Genomic DNA, 22,416 nt, shown 5'->3' on the forward strand with positions numbered 1-22,416 from the left:
ATTCGATAGAGGGCGAAGATATTAATAATTCCACGTACATGTCTACCTATGTTATTAAAAGCATCGTGCTGATGCTATTTTGTTGCTGTACACTACATTTGCCGGCGCAGAACCTGGTACCTAATCCTTCTTTTGAGGATGTGAACATTTGTACGGAGTACGTTGCGCCCTGTGCACCTAGTGCCTGGGTGGCGGTAGCGCCGGAGGTGATAAAGATGAAATACCTGTGTAATGGCACTGCCCTGCAGGGGCAGCACCATGTTTCCCTGTTACTGGAAGGCCGGGATAACCCGGATAGCAGGGTGTATATCCAGACCCGCTTATTATGCCCTATGGAAAAGGGAACTACGTACCGGGTACGTATGTATATCAATACCGATAACTATCCTTTACGGGCCGCTATCCGTTTCGATACGGCATTTATCTTCACAGAGAATGCAGGTTGTTTATCAGTACCTGCCAGTCTGGAATTAAATGAAAATGATCAGCAGAAGAAGTTATGGCGTTTGAATCATCCCTGGTATATACTGGAGAAAAACTACGTAGCTACACAAAGGACAACGCATATCATCATTGGTAATTTTAAAGCACCGCAGAAAAAGGAAGGATATGCATTGTACAGTAATGCACAGTTGTTCATAGACAGTATCAGTATCACTCCTTTAGAAGAAACCGCAGCGCTCTGCAAAGAAGCCGACAGCATACACCGCTTCCTGTACGCAGAGCATCACCGGCATACCATTCCTGACACATATGCTACTCCTCCTGGTAAACAAATCCTGCATCAGTTAAAAGGCGACTGTGATACCGTCATTTTAAAAGACGACCTCTTTTCTCAGGATCATACTACGATCAATAAAAACTACAATAAGCAGATAGAAGACGTACTGAAGGATTATCATAACAGCAGCAAGAACCGTATTCAGCTGATAGGCTATTCCTGGCAGGCTGCATCGGAAGAATATAACAAGATCATTTCTTATGATAAAGCAAAGGCGTTGGCCAGTTATTTAGTATACAACCAGGGCTATAGCTTTGAAGACTTTGATATCAGGGGAATGGGCAAAACGCAGCCACGGTATGACACTGCCAATGGAGATAACAACCGTATAGAAATGATTCTTTGTCATCCGAAAGACACTGTCATCAAACCTAAAATCATTCCCAAACCAGATACGCTCATTATTCCGGATATCCTTTTCCGTTTTAACAGCAGTGAACTAAACACCGCATTATACGGCGCACTGGACAGTCTTATCAGAAAAATTCCACGTGATGGTAGTGTACAGCTACAAGTAACAGGATATACTGATAGTGAAGGTGATGATAACTACAACTATACCCTCTCATTAAAACGCGCAAAAGCAGTGGCTTCCTACATGGAGCAATCAGGGTTAGGCAACGACATCCGGCAAATTACCGGTGCCGGGGAAACCTTGCCGGTAGCGGATAATCGCACACCAGCGGGTCGGAAAAAGAACCGGCGTGTCGAAATAATAATCTTCCATAGTGCGGATTAAGTAAAAGAAATTTTTGCTGGGATAAATTCATTTAAGTTGTATTAAATTCGTTACAACTTCGTGAATTTTTAATGTAAAAGTATTCGTGTATTATGAATATAGAGAGGATAACTATCAGAAATTTCAGGAATACAGGTGATGAGGAAAGGACGTACACACTGGATCCCAATTTTACAGTAATCATAGGTATTAACGGGATGGGAAAGTCTACTATCCTGCATGCATTACGTATAGCATGCGGTAGCTTTTTTCTCGCTATCCCCGATGTGAAAAATGTGCATATTCGTCCGGACGAAATCCGCCAGTTAAGTGTAAAGAAATTACTGGAACCGCAAAAACCGGTGAAGATAGAAGCAGAAGGTACTTTCCCTGATGTAGAGCATTCTGTTATATGGAGGCGTCAGATAAAAGCGAATAGTAATACAGTTTCCTCTACGGAAGCAGATGTAGGGATAATAAGAAGTATAGGAAAAGATAAGTATGATACAGTGATGAAAGAGGGAGATGATAGTGTATTCTTACCTGTTATTGCATTTTTCAGTATTTCAAGGGCGGCAGGTGGTGGCATACGGCACAGACATTCCCGGATAGGAAGGCAGATTTTTAAAGAAGGTTACCAGGATTGGTCAGATATGAAATTTACCAACTTTAAATATGAAGACTGGCTCAGTTCTTACGATATTTTAAAGACTCATGGGAAAGAATATGAACATACCAAAGATGCATTTTTCGAAGCTATTATACAGGCTAACAGGTATATAGAAGAGGTGGTTAGCATAAATGGAAAATTATGGCTGAGAGTAAAGATGAAGGATGAGATATCCGATCTTTTACCATTAGAGTTGCATAGTGACGGTATTCGTTTCTTTACAGAAATGGTGGCAGAAATCGCCTATCGTTGTATTGTTCTAAATGGATATCTTGATGCTACAGCTATCATAGAAAGCCGTGGGGTAGTAATGATCGATGAATTAGATCTGCATATACATCCGGAATGGCAGCGGCATTTAGTAAGTGATCTCAAGATGGCTTTCCCGGGTATTCAGTTTGTAGCTACCACTCACTCTCCTTTCATTGTACAGAGTCTGGAAGCCAATGAATTAATTAACCTGGATGTTACCGAAGGACTGGATGAAGCGCCTAATAAATATAGTATTGAGGATATCTCAGAGTTCGAAATGGGGGTAAAGAATGTAGAAAGAAGTGAAAGGTTCCTTGAAATGAAAAGAGCCGCCACCGAATTCTTTGAGCTGGTGAAAAATACCGCTGATGCCACATCTATTGCAAAGGCAAAGATAAAACTGGATGAATTAAGGCTGAGATACAATAATGATCCTGCCTATGTTGCATTACTGGAATCAGAATTACCAAAATAAAATATGAGACCTGTCATTAAATCCATTCGTTATAGTGCCCCCAATGTTCCATTAGAAGTTACTCACTGGCAGGAAGCCAAAGAGGAGTTAACAAATGAAATAGGAACTTTTTGTTCATACTGTGGCAAGTATAATAGTCGTTCTGCATTACATGTAGAACATATTTACGGAAAGAAATGTGTAGATGCAACAGGCAATCTAAAATACACTCATCTTCAGAACCGCTGGGATAATTTCCTGTTAGCCTGTGTGAATTGTAACAGTATTAAAAAAAGTAAGGATATAGCTGTATCAGATCCATATTTACCACATCTGAATAATCTGCTTCATTTTATTGAAATACTGGCAGGTGGCATTATTCGGATAAAACCTGATGTTACCGGAAGAGATCTTATACGAACAAAGGCTTTTATTGATTTGATTGGTTTAGACAGAATTCCCGGTCATCCTGAATATTCAAATAAAGATGATCGATGGGATAGTCGAATGAAGGTGGCAGATATTGCTGAACGACAACGCATCAGGTATACGCAACGGGCAACCGGTATTGAAACAATCATTGATCTTGCTGCAGCAACAGGTTACTTTAATATCTGGTATACCACCTTCTATGCATTTGAAGAAGTGAAACATGCGCTGATCAATGGAGTTGCATTTCCCGGAACAGATATTCAATCATTTGATCCTCAAAATCATTACGCCACCTTACCTCGTCCCTGATCTCTGCCAACCCCGGCCATGACCCTGCTTAGATTAAAATTAAACAGATATAACATTTACTTGCGTAACAATTAATCATTTGTTATTTTTATCTCCATTCGGTGCATAATAACCTGTGCATTTATTCTATAGTTATCAAGGGACCCATTTTTTTGCTAAACGACCAAAATCCTCCTGCACATGTGGCAATAGGTACATCTCATTTTTAAATTAAACAATTGAGCTTATGAAAATTTCTACATGGCTGGTGGTCATGCTATTGTTAGTTACCTGCTCATCCGTATTTGCTCAGAAGAATAGAGTGATACGCGGAACAGTGTCGGGTGCAGATAACAAGCAACCACTGGAAAGAGTTGTCATCATTGAGAAAGGAACCCAGAATCATGTGTTTACCGACGCTTCCGGTAATTATGAAATTATGTTGAGCGGAGATAATGCCACCCTCGTATTTTCTTATGTAAGTTACACTACACAACAATTGTCCGTAGGAGATCAGACTACATTGAATGTAGCAATGCCTCAGAGAGATCTGAATGAAGTGGTAGTCACCGCATTTGGTGTTAAAAAAGAGAAACGCTCACTGGGGTATACGGTACAACAGGTAGATAATAAAGACCTGAATATTAATCATCAGTCGAATGTAGTGAATGCATTACAGGGAAAGGTAGCTGGTGTACAGATATCCAGTGCAGGTGGTGGTCCGGGCCAGGGATCAAGGATTATTATAAGGGGGATCAATTCACTGGCAGACAGGAATAATCAACCCCTGTTTATTGTAGATGGCGTAGAGATAGATAACAGCACTTACACTACCGGAGGCGCTGAAACAAGAGGCATGAGCAATCGTGCTGCGGATATCAATCCGGATGATGTTGAAAGTGTATCTGTACTGAGAGGAGGCGCCGCTACCGCATTGTATGGTATCAGAGCTGCCAACGGGGCGATTATCATTACAACGAAATCCGCGAAGGCAGGCAAGCTGCAGGTTACTTACAGCGGGATGTACGGCTTCGACAAAGTGAATAAAATACCTGATGTACAAGACCGCTTCTCCCAGGGATACCTGGGTGTATATGATCCTGCCAGTTTCTGGCCATCCTGGGGGCCTACAGTGGCAGAAGCAAAGGCGCTGGATGCTACTCACCCGGCACAACTGTACAACAACTATAAACAGGCATTTAAGACAGGTACGCAAACCAGGCATACCGTCAATGTAAGCGGCGGAACGGAAAAAGCGCAGGTGATAGGATCTTTTTCTTATGCAGACCAGAATGGGGTGATCCCGTTCAGTTCATATACCAGTTACAACGCCCGTGTGAATGCACAGTTTAAGATCAGCGAAAAGATCAGCGCGGGGGCTTCTTTAAATTACATTAACTCAGGTGGTAACAGGATTAATGCAGACAGATACGGAGAACAGATCATTTACTGGTCGCCCAGATGGGATATGAAAAACTACCTGAAAGCCGACAATACACAACAAACTTACAGCAGTGGCACCAATAACCCGATGTACACGCTGTATTCAAATAAATTCAGGGATAATGTCAACCGTACTATCGCCAGTGCTTTCATCAGATATGCACCTGCCAAATGGCTGAACTTCTCTTATCGTTTCGGTAATGACTTTTATACAGATGGCAGAACACATAATGCACCAGGGCCACTGGGACTGGTAGGAGAGCTTGTGAACCTGGATGATAACGGATATGGTTTTGTAGATGAATACAATCTCCGCAGCCGTATCATCACCTCCACATTTATGGCCAACATCACCCATACTATCAAAGATAAATTCAGTATAGACCTGAAACTGGGGCATGACCTGCGTGATCAGAAACTACGTCGCAACAGCGTAGAAGGAGATACGCTGGTAGTACCGGACCTCTTCCTGCTGGGTAATGCAAAACGCATAAGGGGAGAGTCCTACATTTATGACTACAGGAACTACGGATATTTCGCAGATCTTACATTGGGACTGAATAACTACCTCTTCCTGGAACTCACCGGCAGGAACGATCTCACGTCCACCTTATCCACTGATAACCGCAGTTATTTTTACCCTTCTGTAAGTCTGAGTTACATCTTCAGCGATCAGTTTAAATTACCTTCCTGGTGGACATATGGCAAATTCAAATTCTCCTATGCCAAGATAGGTAAAGACGGAGATCCTTATGCGATTACAAACGGTTATTCAGCTGGTAGTTCCATCGGTTTCTCCATTCCTTTTTATCAAAGCAGGACCCTGGGTAACCCGGTATTAAGACCAGAATTTACCCAAACAACAGAAATAGGAACAGAATTGAGATTCCTGGATAACAGGGTGGGACTGGAACTCGCCGTATACAAACAAAAAAGCAAAGACCTCATCATACCCGTTGCAGTATCCAATGCCACCGGTTTTGACAGAGCTTATGTAAACGCAGGTGAAATGGAAAATAAAGGACTGGAAGTTACCTTATCTGCCACACCTGTACGTTCAAAAGATTTCAGCTGGGATTTCAGGATGAACTTTTCAACTAACAGAAATAAAGTTATCCGCCTGAACCAGGACCTGAGTGAAATAGCCATCTCCACACAATCAGGATATCTCAGCTCCAGTGTTACCAGTAAGCTGGTTCCGGGCCGGGCTTATGGTTCTTTGTTTGGCCGTAACTACCTGCGTTATTATGCGAACAGTGCAGATGATGATAAAGTAACGCTGAGAAGGGATCTGCCGGTCGTAATAGGCGCCAATGGTTTCCCTGTACTGGAAAGCGCCTCTGTACAAAGATACCTGGGCAGTACATTACCCAAATGGATAGGCAGTACTTTACAGACTTTCCGTTATAAACAACTGTCGTTATCTGTGCTGATAGATGTACGTCAGGGACAGTATAAATACAATCAGTTATCGAACTTCCTGGCCGCTTTCGGAAAATCAAAGATTACAGAAAACAGGGACCAGACAATCGTATTCAAAGGAGTACTGGCAGATGGAACACCTAATACCAAGGCCGTTTACCTGGGACAGGGCAAAGGGCCTGATGGCGTAGATTATGGGGTAGGCTTTTACAGGAACTATTACCGCGGGGCCAGTGAGAACTTTGTAGAAGATGCATCCTGGGTAAGACTCCGTTCAGTATCCCTGTCTTATGCATTACCATCAAAATGGCTGAACCCTACTAAAGTTATCAGCGGCGCCTCTGTATCCTTCACCGGTAATAACCTGTGGTTACATACCAAATACACCGGCTTTGATCCGGAGACCAGCTCCACATCTGCCGGCAGTAATGCCTCAGACAGTTTTTCCGGGTTTACCTATCCGGCTACCAAAAGCTATTTATTTAGTGTAAACCTTCAATTCTAAGCTCATGAGAAATATATATCTGATCATATTATTGTTTTTAATTCCAGCCTGTAAAAAGGGATACCTGGATGTAAACCAAAGTAATCCTAATCTCACGGATAAGCCACCTATCAACGGTTTACTGGCAGCAACCACTTACGAAACGGGTAAGAATGTTTTTTACACAGGATATATCGCGTCTTATTATGTACAGCAACTGGCATCTCCCAATGTAGCCAGTGGTTCTGATATTTATGATGATGTAGACAGGAGTGCTACCTGGAGAACACTTTACCTGGCAGTGGAAGATATCCGTCAGATGGAAGCGCTGGCAGCAGAGAAGAAAGCATACGAGCATATAGGAGTAGCTAAAGTGCTGGAAGCATTTAATATCAGTATGCTGATAGATATCTTTGGAGATGTGCCCTATTCCCAGGCATGGAATAAAACCATTTTTAAGCCCAAGTATGACAGTGCAAGGAATGTGTATGATACCTGTCTTACTTTACTGGATGCCGGTATTGCTGCTTTTAACCAGGCAGACCCGCAGGTAAAACTGGATGCTGGTAATGACCTGATCCATTCCGGTAACAAAACGGCCTGGATTGCTACAGCTTATGCACTGAAGGCCAGATTACTGAACAGGGTAAGCAAACAACCGGATTACAACCCGGGTGCTGTACTGGAAGCATTAAGTCATGCCTACACGTCTAATGCAAATGATGCCCAGATGACCCGCTTTGAGAATTTAAGTCCCTGGGATAGCGTAGCTGCCAGGAATGCCAGTGCTAACCTGGACGGCTGGTTGAGCGCTACTTTTGTAAATGCATTGAACGGCACCACTTACGGTGTCTTTGACCCACGCTTACCGCATATTACCGATACAACGAAATACGGTGATTACCGGGGTACAGTGAATGGCGCCGGCAGGGTAGGATCAGGTACGGATACCGGGCAGTGCTATTTATCGCTTAAAGGGTACTATTCTGCCCCCGGAGCCCCTTTGCTACTACTCACCTATGCAGAGCTGAAATTCATCGAAGCAGAGGCTTATTTCAGCACAGATAAGGCAGCTTCCTACCAGGCATACCTGGATGGTATCGCTGCTAATATGAATAAGATGGGGATACCCGCAACAGACAGGGACGCTTACCTGGCTAACCCGGTAGTGGCGGTAGGCGTTGCAAATTTTACAAAAGCATTGTTATTCAAAGAGAAATATGTGGCTACATTCCTGCAGCCGGAGACATGGACGGATGCACGACGGTTTGATTATCAGTATAAAGATTTCGCATTGCCACAAAATGCTTTACTGAATACATTTATCAGGAGATCAGGGTATCCTTCTTCAGAAACCAGTCGTAATTCGGAGAATGTACCTGTAGTAGGTTCACTGGCTGATAAATTATGGTGGGATAAATAATAAGTAACCCCTTCAATTATTTAGTGATGGTGCGAAGCACCATCACTAAATAATCATATTAAGCTGATAACAGTTCATTATTAGCCGCAGCCTCTGTAACCGGTATGCTGGCATAAAACGTTGTACCCTGCCCGGGAGTACTTTCATACCAAAGCTCCCCATTCTGCAAGGCCAGCAGTTCCCGGCATAACACCAGTCCCAGGCCTATCCCTTTCTCATTATTGGTACCATAAGTAGATTGTGTTCTCAAAGAGAAAATCTCTTCTTTCTGTCCGGGATCAATCCCAATTCCGTTATCAGTAACCATCACCCGGCAATGAGTGTCTGTAATCTGAAGGTTAATGGTTACCTGTCCGCCGGTAGGCGTGAACTTGATCGCATTATTCACCAGGTTACGGATAATCAGTTCCAGCATATTATTATCCGCTGTTACATACACGGAAGGATCAACCCTTGAAGTAAGGCTGACGGACTTCTTATCCGCCAGTATTTTCTGGATAGACAATACCCTTTCCACCACATCATATACGTGTACATCAGATAAGCGGACTCCTCTGCCATCCATCTGCATTTTGGACCAGGTAAGGAGATTGGTAAGCATATTGGAAGTATTCTTGGTAAGGGTGAGCAGTTCATCCCCCAGCATTTTCTTTTCGTCTTCTTTCAGATCATATTCTGCAATCAGGTGCAGGGTAGTGATAATAGAGTTGAGAGGGCTTTGCAGATCGTGTGCGATAATAGAGAACAGCTTATCCTTTTTCTGGTTCAGTTGTTCCAGGTTGATATTCTGTTTATCAATTTTATCTGCTCTTTCTTCTGCATTGTGTTTTTCCCTGTCATAATTCTTGCGCAGATAATTCGTGATGAGATAGGTACATACTAACGTGATCGCATAACTTGATAAGATATCTATATACCTGTTTTCAGCGCTCATGTAATTATCCTTTATCCAGGATGGATGCAGGTATTCCCTGGTGAGCAGTATCATTGGTAATAGTACGTGTAAACAGGCCCATATCCAGTGCCGGTTCCTCGGACTAAAAGCGATCAGCAGGTTAAAAGTAAGGAAGAACAATAAGAGGGCAGGGCCGTGGCTGCCGGAGTTGAGGTAATAAGTGGCTGTCAGTGTAAGGTAGCTTACTATCACATAAGCCAGCATGCTGATACCATAAATACGTCTGTACCGGGAAAGGTAAAAGCAGAAGAGTTGTAACACCATTAATACAGCTACAATGACAGATACCAGTGTAAGCCCCAGTATTATATTGAAGGGCAACAGTATTGTGAGCAATGTCATGGTGATGACACTGATAGAATTAAATGCCCTGTTTTCCAGTGAAAATGTAGCTGGATCGCCAACAAGACTCTCCCAATAGTTGGTAAGTATACGTAGAACCCTCTGCAAATTTGGTCTTATTAGTTGCTGATCTTAAGTTAGGCAAAGTTCCCCGTTTATTACAGAAAATTTTATAACACAAATATGTGATACATACAAGATTATGTAACTATGCCTTTATTTCTTTATATATATTGTCCCGGCTCAAAGATAGGTTCATTTTTCTTTCTTATTCTACAAATTGTGGAATGATATTAGCAGTTTTTATCTAAAATATTTTTATGAAAAATGTAAGTGTTGGACTCACACTATTAATTGTGTTGTTTTCTAATGTATTACACGCACAAAAAAAGGACGATTTAAAAAAAGAGATCATAGAAAAAGCAATTACTGCCCGTAATTATGTTTTTAAGGCACAAACAGTAATGCCGAGCGGCGCTGTTCCCAACAGACAGTTAAGTTACGGCTATGATCTGCGCGTTTCGCAGGATACCGTAGTTAGTTATCTGCCTTATTTCGGACGGGCTTATACTGCACCTATGGATCCCTCAAAAGGTGGCATTCAGTTCACATCCACCAAATTTGAATATAAAGAAACAAAACGTAAAAAAGGGGGATGGGATATCATGATAAAACCCCAGGATACACAGGATGCTACCCAGATGACATTAACTGTTTCAGAGACGGGATTCGCTTCCCTGCAGGTGATTAGCAACAATCGTCAGCCTATTTCTTTCAGTGGTTATGTAGATGAGAAGAAATCAAAAAGATAAGTTAAAAATTTGGGGTGATGGCATAAAGGAACAATTGTTGCCTTTATACTGTGAACCAAAAAATTAAACCATGTCTAAGAATAGCATAGAAGGTGTTAAGCAATCAATACAGGGATTGGCCATGGGCAATTACAGAAGTTATCCGGAGGATTACAGTGTTGCTAAGGTTGAAACAGAAACAAATGTAGAATCCCTTGCGAAAGGTTACTGGGATAGTCGTGAAAGTAAGGAAATAGAGCGTGATGAACGCCTGGGAATCAATTTTGAAGATTATATTCAATGGACACAGGAGGCATTCTCTGTGTTCATGCGGGATAATGAAAATTCATTGAACTAAGGTATATTCTTCTACTTCTCTCTAATCCGGCTCTGTCTATTGGCAGAGCCGGATTTTTTTTATTATCTTTAAAACACAACTTAATCCGTTATGAAACTTTATCTGCTACTCATTGCATTTTGTACCATGTCAACAATTTCCTTTGCCCAATCAAAAGATGAAAAAGCTGTTATTGCTTCCGTAGAATCATTGCGTAAGGCAATGGTGGATGCTGATAAAGCTACCTTAGAAAAACTGGCTGATACAAAACTCAGTTATGGACATTCCGGCGGTAAAATAGAAAACAAAGAAACCTTTGTTGATAATATCGTTAGCGGAAGATCTGATTTTGTAACAATAGAACTGGCAGATCAGACGGTAGCTATTACAGGGAACACTGCTATTGTAAGGCATAATTTAAATGCTACCACTAATGATAATGGCAAACCTGCGGAAGTGCATCTTCATGTATTAACAGTGTGGGTAAAAGATGGCAATGCGTGGAAATTACTGGCCAGACAGGCAGTACATGTAACTCCACCTGCGCCCGCTAAATAGCACCTGAGCACGTATTCATATTTACCCATAGTGATGATTCTACTACCTGTATTTCTACGCTATACACGTAAATAGTTCCTTATCAGCGTGATAATATGTTGTGGCATAATTTTTCTGCTGTATGGATAACGATGAGTGTTAAATACTTAATCCGTTAACCAAACAAAAACGATTTTATGCAAGCAACAATTGAAACCATCGAAATTCTGAATGATCTGATACAGATCAATAATGATCGTATTGAAGGTTATGAAAAAGCACTTCATGAAACTAAACCTGAAGATGCAGATCTGAAAGCCCTCTTTTCATCTATGATCAATGAAAGTCACGAAATTCGTATGACGCTGGGTACGGAAGTAAATGCATTAGGCGGGGATATGGATAATTCTACTACTAACAGTGGTAAGATTTATCGTGCCTGGATGGATGTGAAAGCAATATTTACAGGTCATGACCGTCACTCTGTTTTGGCTAATTGCGAAGCAGGTGAGGATGCTGCCCAGAGAGCTTACAGAGAAGCATTATCTGATGAAGATTTACCGGCATACCTGCGTGAAATGGTATCTGAACAACAGCAGATTTTGAAGCGTTCGCATGATAAAATAAAAGCTTTGCGTGATGCAACAAAATAATTTTTAGGAGCAGGGCGAGACACCTTCAATCTTTTTGTAATGGTGCGAAGCACCATTACAAAAAGATTGCTCAATATTACTCTTCCCCGAAATTCTCCAGGTCTTGCAGCATCATAGGTTGTATCTGCCTGAAAGTATGCAGCAATCTTTCCACTCCCGCCTGCACATCATCATTCCATGTCTTTGTCTCATCTATCACCGCTATTACTTCTTTCGCACCCTGTACTTCCAGGCTTAATACACTTGGTTTTAATTTATGAATGATCTTTTGCAGATCAGTGATATCTTTTGTAGTAACTAATCTATCAAGATCAATGATATATTCCGCCAGTGAATTCAAAAATAATGTGATCATTTTTTTGATGAACACAGGACTTGTACTGGATATTTTAAAGAGGTACTGATATGAGTATAAGTTATGCTGTAGCTTCATCAGGATATTAAATTATGCGCCTTCAATCTCGCCGGTCTGTAACATTTTGTAGATAGTAGATTTGCCTATATCCAGTTTCTCCGCTACCAACAGCACGTTATCATCATAACGTTTCAGGTAATTACGGATAATCAGCCGGGTATATTCGCGCAGGGTTAATTCAGAATTGAGTACTGCGTTTACGTCATTGGTATTTCCGGAAAGGAAAGTAATATCATCAGGTTCGATCAGATTATTTTCAGACATCACAGCTGCCAGCTCTACCACAGATTTCAACTCACGTATATTACCCGGATAGGCATAACTCAGCAGCTTTTCCCTGGAAGCAGGAGAGATCTTAATTTCAGCTACCCCGTTTTCTTTGGAATAACCTGTCAGAAAATGCTGTGTAAGCAGGAGAATATCTTCTTTACGTTCGCGGAGAGGAGGGAGAGTGATAGGCAAGCCAATTATACGGTAGTAAAGATCTTCCCGGAAGTTGCCCTTTTTAACCTCTTCCGCCATATTTTTATGCGTAGCGACTACTAAACGGAAATCGAGTTTTATTTTACTTGTGCCGCCCAGTCTGGTTAATTCCTTTTCCTGTAGAACACGCAATAACTTACTCTGAATATTAGGGTCCATTTCTCCGATCTCATCCAGAAAAAGCGTCCCGCCATTCGCTTCTTCAAACCTGCCTGATTTACGGTTCTGTGCGCCGGTAAATGCGCCTTTCTCATAACCAAACAATTCGCTTTCCACCAGTTCCTTTGGTATAGCCGCCATATTCACGGCAATAAAAGGCTGACTGCTTCGATTGGAATTATAATGCACAGCTTTGGCTACCAGTTCCTTTCCTGTGCCCGTTTCGCCGGAAACAGATACATTGATAAGAGAACCAGCTGCTTTATCTATCAGCTTGAAAACCGCCTGCAATGCGGGGCTATTCCCAACAATAGACCTGGAATGGTCATACTTGGTTTTAAGTTCAGCTTTTAATTCGGAGATTTCATTTTTGAGAGATTGTTTCTCGCGGAGCCTGATAATGGCATTCCAGAGCAACTGTTGTGTATTGTCTGCTTTTACAAGGTAATCTTCCACGCCCATTTTGAGAAGGTCTACGGCAGTGGTGATTTTTTCCTGGGCACTGATAATAATAACCGGGATATTGGGCAGGGCCTGCCTGATTTTTTTAAACAGCTCTTCGCCGTTCATATCTGGTAGTCCGAAATCTATAGTAACTAAATCTGGTTTACGATGGAGTTGTGCCAGGCATTCCTTACCTGATTCTATGAGTGTTACTTCGTAATCAGGATTCTGGCTGAGGTAGTGATGAAGTAATCCTCCGTACCATTTATCGTCTTCAACAATGAATATCTTAAAATCGAGCATTCATGGAATTTTCCGGTAAATTAGGAAATTTTCCAATCATACCCTGACCCCCCATCCAATATCTTCATTTACTGCGTCACAGGGGGTGGGTTGATAGCTCCTCGGTTGACTTAATAATTTCAATTGTTCACTGTTCCATACATCACCGAACCCCCTTCCAAAGTGTCTCCCTCTATTTCACCGGGGGTCGGGATGATGCTCTCTTAATCCACAATAAGTTGAATTGACAATCTTTTTAATTTTCATCACCGGACCCCTGTTCAAACAGTTCTTTCAATTTCACCAGGGGCCGGGATGATGCACTCACGAGTTGGACAATCACATTAATATCTTAGTTCATTGCACTGTTAATATATTCCTGCAGGGCAGCGGGGTATAATAATACCTCAGTTTGAAATTCCGGTTTCTTGGCAGTTGTGAATAAGGTGCCTTCCAGAAAAATATCTTCTACCTGCTGTCTGAAAAGTTGTGGTTTGAATTGAGAAGCAACAAGCTGAGCTGCACAACTCATATCTGCATACAAAGGTTTGTTGCTTAATAACTGTTCTACATGTTTGCGTACCTGTTCTACATAATGTCCGCTGATGCGGTAACCGTTCCATCCGTGTGCTACCAGTTCATTGGCTCCGCCGGCCAGCGGTACAATTACCGGCCTGCCGTAACTCATCGCCTGTAAGATGCTGATGTCGAAAGTTTCCTGTTCTAAATGACCCTGTGAAAGATTTAATACTACTGCAGCACGCTGGTAAAAAGGATGCATGTCCAGCTGTGCATCAAACACCGTTACGTTGTTCGGAATAAAGAACGGACTCATATACCGTTCTATATCCGTGTTGGTCGCATTCAGCACCAGTTCAAACTTCACCCTGGGCATCACTGCTGCCAGCTCCAGCAGTTCCGGAACACCGTTCTCTCTGTCCAGGTCTGCGACCATTAAAGCTGTTTTACGTACTCCTCTGTTGGCATTGATTATGGCGTCGTGTAAAAACGATTCCGGAAGACAACTATGTACTACATGTTTTTCCGACATCGGAAATGCAAACTGCGACTGTACAAAGCGCGATGCAAATACTACGTGTGTGGCATACTGCTGTGCAGTTTTGGTCATGAACCTACGCAACATGGCTGGTTGTACAGCAGTTTCGTGAATGTGATAAATAATCGGCGCCTGCTTCAGCCTGCCGGCAAGTGCTGCTCCAAAAGGCTGCAGTGTATTGATATACACTTTGTCTTCCGGTTCATACAGCTTCATGATCTTAACAAAAATCAGCAGCTGTGCCAGCAGGAAACTGAAGAGTGTACGCCATTTGTTCCCCCGTTCTGTATAATTTATATAATGATATTGTACACCAGGTATACCTGTAAGAAACCCTTGTGTATCTTGCTTGCGATTAGTGATAAGATGAATCTGAACACTTTTATCAGATAATGCTTCCAGTGATTGGCGGAATACCATGGTACTGCCGCTCCTGTCGTTATGTAAATGAATGGCAATGATCTTCATAAAATGCGTGTTTAAAATAAAACAGGTATAGAGATAAATAGAACCAATTGATTGTTGTAGGTATAAATAGGCTGTTGTTATTTCGAAAATGTCTCGTAAAAGAAACTGATAATCATGGAAACTGCCACCGCCAGGCTAAAGAAAAAGAAGAAGCGGTTATTACGTTTTTTCTTCTTTAGATAATCTTGTACCACAAATAATTTGTTTAATGTAAGTGTTATGTGTTCTAAAACATTATCATCTTTTATGATATAGTCAAAGGCTCCATTTTTGAGGGATGCGGCTGCAATATCATGTTGTTGCCTTGCGCTGGCGAAAATGACAAATATGTTGTTGTTGAAATTCTTTATCTCTGTTAACAGTTCCAATCCCGTCATATCTCCCAGGTCGTGGTCCAATAACACAATGTCCGGTTCGTCTGAAAGCTTTTGCAGAAACTCCTGCCCTGATGAAAAACAAGTGATGCTTTTGTATCCCTGTGCTCTTAGGTGCTTGTCATATGTTGCCAGGCAAAATGGATCATCATCCACCACGTATACTTTGCTTTCAAACTTGTTAGCCATATGCTGCGGTTTGATAGTATAGAATCCATTTAAGTGCCACTTTGTAGAACGGTCCTAAACCCTTAATGGTGAAGGGTTTCTGTTTTGGCATAGTTGAAAAAGGGTCTATATTCAGGAAATAATTCCAGAAAATGGAAGGATTTAGGGGTGGTAATACGATTTAGTAGAGGGGAAAAGTTCGATTTAAGGGCAAAAGTTCGATTTTGGGTGCAGGGCGAAGCTCTGCAATCTTTTTGAGATGGAGTGGGAAGCACCATCTCAAAAAGATGATAAAAAAACAGCCCCTTATACAAAAAACGATGCCGGAAGAGATCGGTTATCCTCCGGCTTACTATAATAAGATGTATGTTATAATTACTGTTGAGGCTTCTCGCTTCTTCTCGGACTGCTATTCCTGTTGCCGCCACCACTATTCCGGTTACCGCCTTGTCCACCACCAGGGCGTTTCTTGCCATATCCACCACGGTTTCCACCTCCGCCACCACCACGCTGGGACTTAGGCGTATATTCAGGTACAGGGCCTAATTGTGCCGGTGCCACTGCCTTGGTAACAGGTTTACCCAGCACCTCTTCAATACGGGCAAATTTGCGCTGTTCCTTCTCGCTGATGATAGTATAAGCAGTACCATCTGTGGCTGCTCTGGCTGTACGCCCGATACGGTGAATATAATCCTCTGCATCATTCGGTACATCGTAATTGATCACCAGGTCTATATCTTCTATATCTATACCACGGCTCAGGATATCCGTCGCCACCAGCATTTTCAGTTTCTTGTTTTTAAAGTCCATCAGCACCTGTTCGCGCTTATCCTGTTCAAGATCGGAATGGATCTCTTCCACAGAAAATTTCGCACGCTGCAGTTCATGGGCCAGCTGCTTCACATTCTGCTTACGGGAGCAGAAAACGATAATACTGCCGAATTCCTTTTGCTGCAGGATATGTTTGATCAGGGGAATCTTCTGTTCTTCGAATACAACAAAGGCTTCCTGTACAATCTTCTCAGGTGGCTTGGAAATAGCAATATTGATCTCTTCCGGATTATGCAGGATCTTCATCGCCAATGCACGGATCTTATTCGGCATGGTAGCAGAGAACAGCAGATTTTGCCTTTGTTTAGGCAAAAAGGAAGTAATCTTTATGATATCATCGTTGAAACCCATATCCAGCATACGGTCTGCTTCATCCAGTACCAGGTACTTTACGGAATCCAGCTTTACGTACCCCATGTTCAGATGGGCTATCATACGGCCAGGCGTACAAATAACCATGTCTACACCAGAAGAGAGTGCTTTCTTTTCTGCGGAGAAAAGGGCACCATTGCTACCACCGTAAACGGCAATAGAACTCACATTCGTGAAATAAGACATCCCTTCAAGCGTTTGCGCTATCTGTACTGCCAGTTCACGGGTAGGCACTATGATCAGTGAATTGATCTTATGTGCTTCATGAGGTTCTGTAATTAACCGGTGTATAATTGGCAACAGAAAAGCAGCTGTTTTACCAGTGCCTGTCTGGGCGCAGGCTAAGATATCTCTACCTGCTATAATAGGGGGTATTACTTCTTGCTGAACAGGTGTAGCTGTTGTATAGCCCATGGCGTCTATGCCATCTAGTACCCTGTCATCCAGGTCAAATTCATCAAAATACAAAATAAGTATATGTTTTAAATAATTGAATATAGTCTAAAGATACGTAATTGAAATGACTGGACACGGTATGTTCTTTGCGGATAAGAGCATGATTACCATAAATATGACTCATTATGCTGGAAGACTTACAGAAAAATTTACATTTCCCCCCTTTTCTGTGGAACATAATACTGGGATGTGCTGCCGTACTCACCGGATTCGTTATTAAACTGCTGTTAACCGTATTCCTGAAGTATACCGCCAGGAATATCACCGATTATTCCCTCGTAAGATCTGTTGTTAACCGGCTGGGAAAACCTATTAACTACTTTCTGCCGGTACTGGTATTCAATATGGTACTGCCCTTTATGGAGCTGTCACCCGAACCATCAACCATTCTCAGCAAGATCGTGGAAATCTGCCTCATTATCTCTTTTGGTTTTATGTTAACCGGACTGGTAAAGGTTTTTGAAGATTACATGTACCACACCTACGACCTTAAAAAAGAGGATAATTTAAGAGAACGCAAGCTGCGGACACAATTACAGTTTGTCCGAAAACTCACCATCAGTATGATCCTGGTATTGACCCTCTGTGCGGTGCTGCTCAGCTTCGACAACCTGCGCAAAATAGGAGCAGGGTTACTCACTGGTGTGGGAGTAGGTGGTATCATCGTAGGTTTCGCGGCACAACGCTCCTTATCTAATTTTCTGGCAGGTATGCAGATCGCCTTTACACAGCCAATAAGAATAGATGATGTGCTGGTAGTGGAAGGAGAATGGGGCAGGGTGGAAGAGATTACCCTTACCTATGTGGTACTGGCTATCTGGGATGAGCGTAAACTGATACTGCCTATCAATTATTTCATCGAAAAGCCTTTCCAGAACTGGACACGCACCGGCTCCAACATTCTGGGTACAGCATTCCTTTACCTGGATTATAATGCTCCGGTAGATGCTATACGCACAGAGTTTGAACGCTTACTGGAAGATCATCCTTTATGGGATAAAAGAGTGAAAGTCGTACATGTCACAAACATTACCGACAGAGTGATGGAAATCCGGCTTCTCATCAGTGCCAGAAGCTCCGGTAAGGCATTTGACCTGCGTTGTTTCCTGCGGGAGAAAATGATGCTGTTCATACAGGAAAAACACCCTTATTGTCTGCCTAAAACCAGAGCGGAGTTTGATAAAAAGCCTTCAGACCAGCTGCTTTAATATTTATCATCATTCACTTCTATCCAGTATCCTTCAGGATCTGTAAAATAGACCTGTTGTACACCATCTACCCGTTTGGTAGGTATACCGGCTTTACCAGCCCAGTTCTCAAAAGGAATATGATGCGCATTCAGCCTGGCGATAAATTCGTCCATAGATGTAACGCTGAAGCAGAGGTGTGAATTCTTATCGTGTGTGGTAATTTCCTTTGCGCCCTGTATCAGGTGCAACTGGCTGTGGGTACCTATCTTAAACCAGGTATGACGGCCGTCGTGAAAGGGTTCGGGGATAGTATCAATCTGAACAATATCCCGGTAGAAAGTGGTACTTTTTTCCAGGTTAAACACATATACAGCTATGTGATTGAGGATCGGGCTTTTCTTTTGGGCTGATGATGGCATGGCAAAACCTATCATAGCCACACATAATAGTGGAATCAGTGTTTTCATGATTCCAAGATACTACAACTTTACTAACAATTTTGCGACTGACAAACCAGTATCCATTTTAATATTTACTACATAAACACCGGGTACCCATGCAGAAGTATTGAAGGTATACAGTAAAGCATAATTACCCTCCGGAAGCACTACATCTGTAAAGATCAGTTGTCCTATCCTGTTCAGTACGCGGATATCTACTTTGGTAGTACCGGTGTCGAGTGCAAACTTGATGGAAGCCTGATCTTCAGCCGGGTTGGGATAAAGTATCATATCATCTGCTCCTGTTGCTGTCCGCACAGGACCGCTGGGTGGCTGTTGAAAGCCCTGGGTAAGTGCAGGATCTGTATAGATCAGGGGTACAACTACCGCTTCGCCTATAGTAAAATCCAACTGTATTGCCTGCAGTGTTTTGCTATAGCCGGTACTCGATTTTACCTGTCTTTCAAACGTAGGATTTTGTGCCTTCGCTCTTGCTGCTGCCATTAGCAGCAGGCATACAGTGATGAATTTTTTAGATCGAAAAAATAATTCCATGATTATTGCTGTTCAGTAAAGATCTCCATTTCCACACGCCTGTTCTTTTCTCTTTCTTCTTTTGTCTGATTCGTTGTCAGCGGTTTTGTTTGTCCGTAACCGATAGTCGTAATGCGTTTCGCATCTACGCCTTTTGTTTCCAGGTATTGTTTTACGGCTTCACTTCTTTTTTCTGATAATGTCTGGTTGAAAGCAGCTGTTCCTTCATTGTCTGTATGGCCGCTCAATTTCAGGGTCCATTCAGGATGTGCCTGTAACAGTGTTGCCATTTTATCCAGTGAAGTGAAAGAGGAAGCGGCGATTACTGCTTTGCCTGTAGAGAACTGCAGGTTAGAGAATGCTTTGCTTACCACTTCTTTTTCTTCTGTTTTCAATATGGCTTTTGCAGGTGTTGAAGTTAAACCGGTATCAGGCATGATTACTTTCATCGGATCCGGCGCCATTGCAAAACGGGCATCAGAATAACCGATAGTTGCACCACTTGCATCTGTTTCATCAGCACGGGACGCTACGATCTGCCAGGTAAAAGGCACATCGGATTTACCACCCTGTAACTCTTTTACATCAAATCCTTTAGCTGATTTATTGGTAACAAATACACCATTACATTCACCTTCCAGCTGTATAAATACTTTCAGCGGATGTTTTTCATCCACACGAATACTTCTTGTCAGTAATCTTTCCAGATCAATATGTGTAGTACCACCTTTCAGTTGTCCTGCTCCAAAATCCTGGAATAAAACTTCCGGTGCTTCTGTACAGAATAACAGGCGGCGTTTACCTTCATCATCTTTTACGATGGTAGATTTAACACCTGATGATGCGATACCTACATAAATATTAGAACCGGACCCACTGTCGAATAAACGTCCTGCCAGGTAACTGTACACCAGTGTCGCAGACGCATATAGATTAGATGTTTTGTATTCGAAATAACCACCCCAGCGACTGAGTTCAGGATTGGAGGCAGTAGAAGCTACTGCGAATCCTGATACACCCACATTATAACTGCTTCCTGATACACCTGCACCACCTGCCGGTACAATAGGTTTTGTAGAGGTACCACCACCCAGCACACCTACACCAACAGTAGACATACCTACACTGTAGGTCCCGAACGGATTACCAATACCTGCTAACCCTGCACCCATAGGATAGGATGCCAGACCTGTAGACAGTGGAATACTTGTTCTGTAATCTATGTTGTTACCTACACCCAGTACACCTATACCATCTGCATTTCCTCCAAGTCCAAGTACACCACTTCCGTAGTTGGAAGTATTGTTGAACACTCCCGGAGAACCGGTAGCTCCTACAACACCATAACCACCGTTTATAGAAGAGGTTTCTCCTCTGATGGGCACAGAAGCCCTGTTAGAAGCATATCCATATATACCTATACCTGCAGACGAAACACCTTTCACACCATACCCTGTACTGGCATTTCTACCCTGGATAGCGGCTGAGTTTCCCGCAGCATATGCGTTAATACCATTTTTTAATGTTGCGTCAGCATTAATACCCTGATCTGTATTTCCGGAGAAAACTGTAAACAATGCCAGACCATTTACCGCAGAAGTATCGGTAGTTCCATTCACAATAATACCCGGCCCGCTGGTAAAACGGATTCTCTCATTGGAAGTACCGTTACCATTTGTTTTAATCATGAAGGGCTGGGTATCCAGCGTACCTATAAAGTCTGCATTACCTCCGTCAGTTCCTTTATTACCACCTACTAACCATGCTCTGCCATCAGTAACCACACTGTCTCCCAGTGAAGTCGTCAGCACTGTTTCACCACTGGGCTGATAATAGATTTTCTTGATCACAAATCCACTACCACCCTCGGCCAGTACCTGCCAGGCCGTACCATCATATATATAAGAAGCTCTGTCTGTTGTATTATAATAACCCTGGTTTAAAGAAGGAGAAGCCGGAGCGGTGGCAGAAGAGCCTAACCAGCTGAGAGAGACTCCGGGAATACCATCCTGACTTAATATCTGCCAGGCGGTACCATCATATATGTATGCTTTTTTATCGGTAGTACTGTAATAAGCCTGGTTGAGTGTTGCTCCTACAGGTTCAGTAGCAAAAGCCCCTAACCAATAAACGGATACGCCGGGACTACCATCTTCAGTAATGATCGTCCAGGTACCTGTACTGTCATATATATATGATTTCTTGTCTGTACTGTTGTAATAAGCCTGGTTTTGAAGCGGACCGGCAGGAGCAGCTGTAAATGTACCCAGCCAGGTAATGGAAACGGCATTAGTGCCATTACCACCGGAACCACCATTGGCCGCATACAATGCATAAGGAACGCTCATGAAAGGCATTACACCAATAGGAGTGAAACTACCAGCCCCTGTTATATCGATGTCTACCTGGAGATACTGATTACCTTTACTCCATGGGATACCGGCAAAGGTTCCGAACTGGGGAGTTCCCTGACCAATAACCAGTGTAAACAGGCCTTGTGCAGTGGTTGTTACGCTGTGCTGTTCAATATAAACCGGAGACCCGGTTGCAGAACCATCAAGAATACTGAGCCTAACCTCAAGAGGCTGCATAGCCATTATCGCACCTTTACCATCTCTGGCTATTGCCTGATAATTAATACCCTGCAGTCCGGTTTGCTGAGCCTTAGCACTACCGCTCCAACACATTAGCAGGGGAACAATTAAAATGAGTAGAATACCTTTCATCTCATAGTATATTTTGTGATTGTATAATATAAAAT

Annotated in this window: 19 protein-coding genes; 10 read left to right on the plus strand and 9 right to left on the minus strand. The window is 42.5% G+C overall.

The features are described 5' to 3' along the window. Window positions 1-38: 38 nt before the first annotated feature. From BMW86_RS31245 to BMW86_RS31265, 5 genes are all read left to right on the plus strand, one after another. The gene (locus BMW86_RS31245) at window positions 39-1,520 is read left to right on the plus strand and encodes an OmpA family protein (protein WP_089787713.1); all 1,482 of its coding nucleotides are present in this window, start codon (window positions 39-41) and stop codon (window positions 1,518-1,520) included. 92 nt (window positions 1,521-1,612) lie between these two features. Beyond that, window positions 1,613-2,896: an AAA family ATPase gene (locus BMW86_RS31250; protein WP_089787715.1), complete on the plus strand. Its 1,284-nt coding sequence runs from the start codon at window positions 1,613-1,615 to the stop codon at window positions 2,894-2,896. A gap of 3 nt (window positions 2,897-2,899) precedes the next feature. Next, window positions 2,900-3,616 carry an HNH endonuclease gene (locus BMW86_RS31255; RefSeq protein ID WP_089787717.1) on the plus strand — a complete coding sequence of 239 codons (717 nt, stop codon included), beginning with the start codon at window positions 2,900-2,902 and terminating at the stop codon, window positions 3,614-3,616. 226 nt (window positions 3,617-3,842) lie between these two features. Next, window positions 3,843-6,965, plus strand: a complete 3,123-nt coding sequence (locus tag BMW86_RS31260; protein ID WP_089787720.1) for a SusC/RagA family TonB-linked outer membrane protein — start codon at window positions 3,843-3,845, stop codon at window positions 6,963-6,965. Window positions 6,966-6,969: 4 nt separating this feature from the next. Beyond that, window positions 6,970-8,367 (plus strand): SusD/RagB family nutrient-binding outer membrane lipoprotein, encoded by a 1,398-nt coding sequence (locus BMW86_RS31265; RefSeq protein ID WP_089787722.1) that lies wholly within the window; start codon window positions 6,970-6,972, stop codon window positions 8,365-8,367. 58 nt (window positions 8,368-8,425) lie between these two features. Here the strand turns inward: BMW86_RS31265 and BMW86_RS31270 are convergent, their stop codons facing one another. Then, window positions 8,426-9,772 carry a sensor histidine kinase gene (locus tag BMW86_RS31270; RefSeq protein ID WP_143056749.1) on the minus strand — a complete coding sequence of 449 codons (1,347 nt, stop codon included), beginning with the start codon at window positions 9,770-9,772 and terminating at the stop codon, window positions 8,426-8,428. 212 nt (window positions 9,773-9,984) lie between these two features. Between BMW86_RS31270 and BMW86_RS31275 the strand changes: the two genes are divergently transcribed. From BMW86_RS31275 to BMW86_RS31290, 4 genes are all read left to right on the plus strand, one after another. Next, window positions 9,985-10,476 (plus strand): DUF4251 domain-containing protein, encoded by a 492-nt coding sequence (locus tag BMW86_RS31275; RefSeq protein WP_089787728.1) that lies wholly within the window; start codon window positions 9,985-9,987, stop codon window positions 10,474-10,476. Between the two features lie 70 nt (window positions 10,477-10,546). Then, complete coding sequence (locus BMW86_RS31280; RefSeq protein ID WP_089787729.1) at window positions 10,547-10,813, plus strand: hypothetical protein; 267 nt, start codon at window positions 10,547-10,549, stop codon at window positions 10,811-10,813. Window positions 10,814-10,903: 90 nt separating this feature from the next. Continuing rightward, entirely contained in the window at window positions 10,904-11,350 is a 447-nt protein-coding gene (locus BMW86_RS31285; RefSeq protein ID WP_089787731.1) for a nuclear transport factor 2 family protein, read from the plus strand. A gap of 176 nt (window positions 11,351-11,526) precedes the next feature. Beyond that, complete coding sequence (locus tag BMW86_RS31290) at window positions 11,527-11,982, plus strand: PA2169 family four-helix-bundle protein (protein WP_089787733.1); 456 nt, start codon at window positions 11,527-11,529, stop codon at window positions 11,980-11,982. Window positions 11,983-12,058: 76 nt separating this feature from the next. On the opposite strand, the gene BMW86_RS31295 is transcribed toward BMW86_RS31290, so the two are convergent. The 5 genes from BMW86_RS31295 to BMW86_RS31315 all read right to left on the minus strand — a co-directional run bounded on the left by BMW86_RS31295 (window position 12,059) and on the right by BMW86_RS31315 (window position 17,503). After that, complete coding sequence (locus BMW86_RS31295) at window positions 12,059-12,337, minus strand: hypothetical protein (RefSeq protein ID WP_143056750.1); 279 nt, start codon at window positions 12,335-12,337, stop codon at window positions 12,059-12,061. A 90-nt stretch (window positions 12,338-12,427) separates the two neighbouring features. Next, a complete protein-coding gene (locus BMW86_RS31300) occupies window positions 12,428-13,786 on the minus strand; it encodes a sigma-54-dependent transcriptional regulator (RefSeq protein WP_089787737.1) in 1,359 nt (452 codons plus the stop codon). 331 nt (window positions 13,787-14,117) lie between these two features. Further along, window positions 14,118-15,290, minus strand: coding sequence for a glycosyltransferase family 4 protein (locus BMW86_RS31305; RefSeq protein WP_089787739.1), 1,173 nt, complete (start codon window positions 15,288-15,290; stop codon window positions 14,118-14,120). Window positions 15,291-15,367: 77 nt separating this feature from the next. Then, window positions 15,368-15,853: a response regulator gene (locus tag BMW86_RS31310; protein WP_089787741.1), complete on the minus strand. Its 486-nt coding sequence runs from the start codon at window positions 15,851-15,853 to the stop codon at window positions 15,368-15,370. 354 nt (window positions 15,854-16,207) lie between these two features. Next, window positions 16,208-17,503 carry a DEAD/DEAH box helicase gene (locus BMW86_RS31315; RefSeq protein WP_089787743.1) on the minus strand — a complete coding sequence of 432 codons (1,296 nt, stop codon included), beginning with the start codon at window positions 17,501-17,503 and terminating at the stop codon, window positions 16,208-16,210. A 113-nt stretch (window positions 17,504-17,616) separates the two neighbouring features. On the opposite strand from BMW86_RS31315, the gene BMW86_RS31320 reads away from it, so the two are divergent. Further along, a complete protein-coding gene (locus BMW86_RS31320) occupies window positions 17,617-18,699 on the plus strand; it encodes a mechanosensitive ion channel family protein (RefSeq protein WP_089787745.1) in 1,083 nt (360 codons plus the stop codon). On the opposite strand, the gene BMW86_RS31325 is transcribed toward BMW86_RS31320, so the two are convergent. From BMW86_RS31325 to BMW86_RS31335, 3 genes are read right to left on the minus strand one after another with little or no spacing between them, the layout of a single operon-like run. Beyond that, complete coding sequence (locus BMW86_RS31325) at window positions 18,696-19,148, minus strand: VOC family protein (RefSeq protein WP_255373052.1); 453 nt, start codon at window positions 19,146-19,148, stop codon at window positions 18,696-18,698. The genes BMW86_RS31320 and BMW86_RS31325 overlap by 4 nt on opposite strands. 12 nt (window positions 19,149-19,160) lie before the next feature. Next, window positions 19,161-19,676 carry a T9SS type A sorting domain-containing protein gene (locus BMW86_RS31330; RefSeq protein ID WP_089787747.1) on the minus strand — a complete coding sequence of 172 codons (516 nt, stop codon included), beginning with the start codon at window positions 19,674-19,676 and terminating at the stop codon, window positions 19,161-19,163. A gap of 2 nt (window positions 19,677-19,678) precedes the next feature. Then, window positions 19,679-22,381 (minus strand): OmpA family protein, encoded by a 2,703-nt coding sequence (locus tag BMW86_RS31335; RefSeq protein ID WP_089787749.1) that lies wholly within the window; start codon window positions 22,379-22,381, stop codon window positions 19,679-19,681. Between the last annotated feature and the right edge of the window lie 35 nt (window positions 22,382-22,416).

Source organism: Chitinophaga sp. YR573 (genome assembly GCF_900110995.1).
Taxonomy (GTDB): domain Bacteria; phylum Bacteroidota; class Bacteroidia; order Chitinophagales; family Chitinophagaceae; genus Chitinophaga.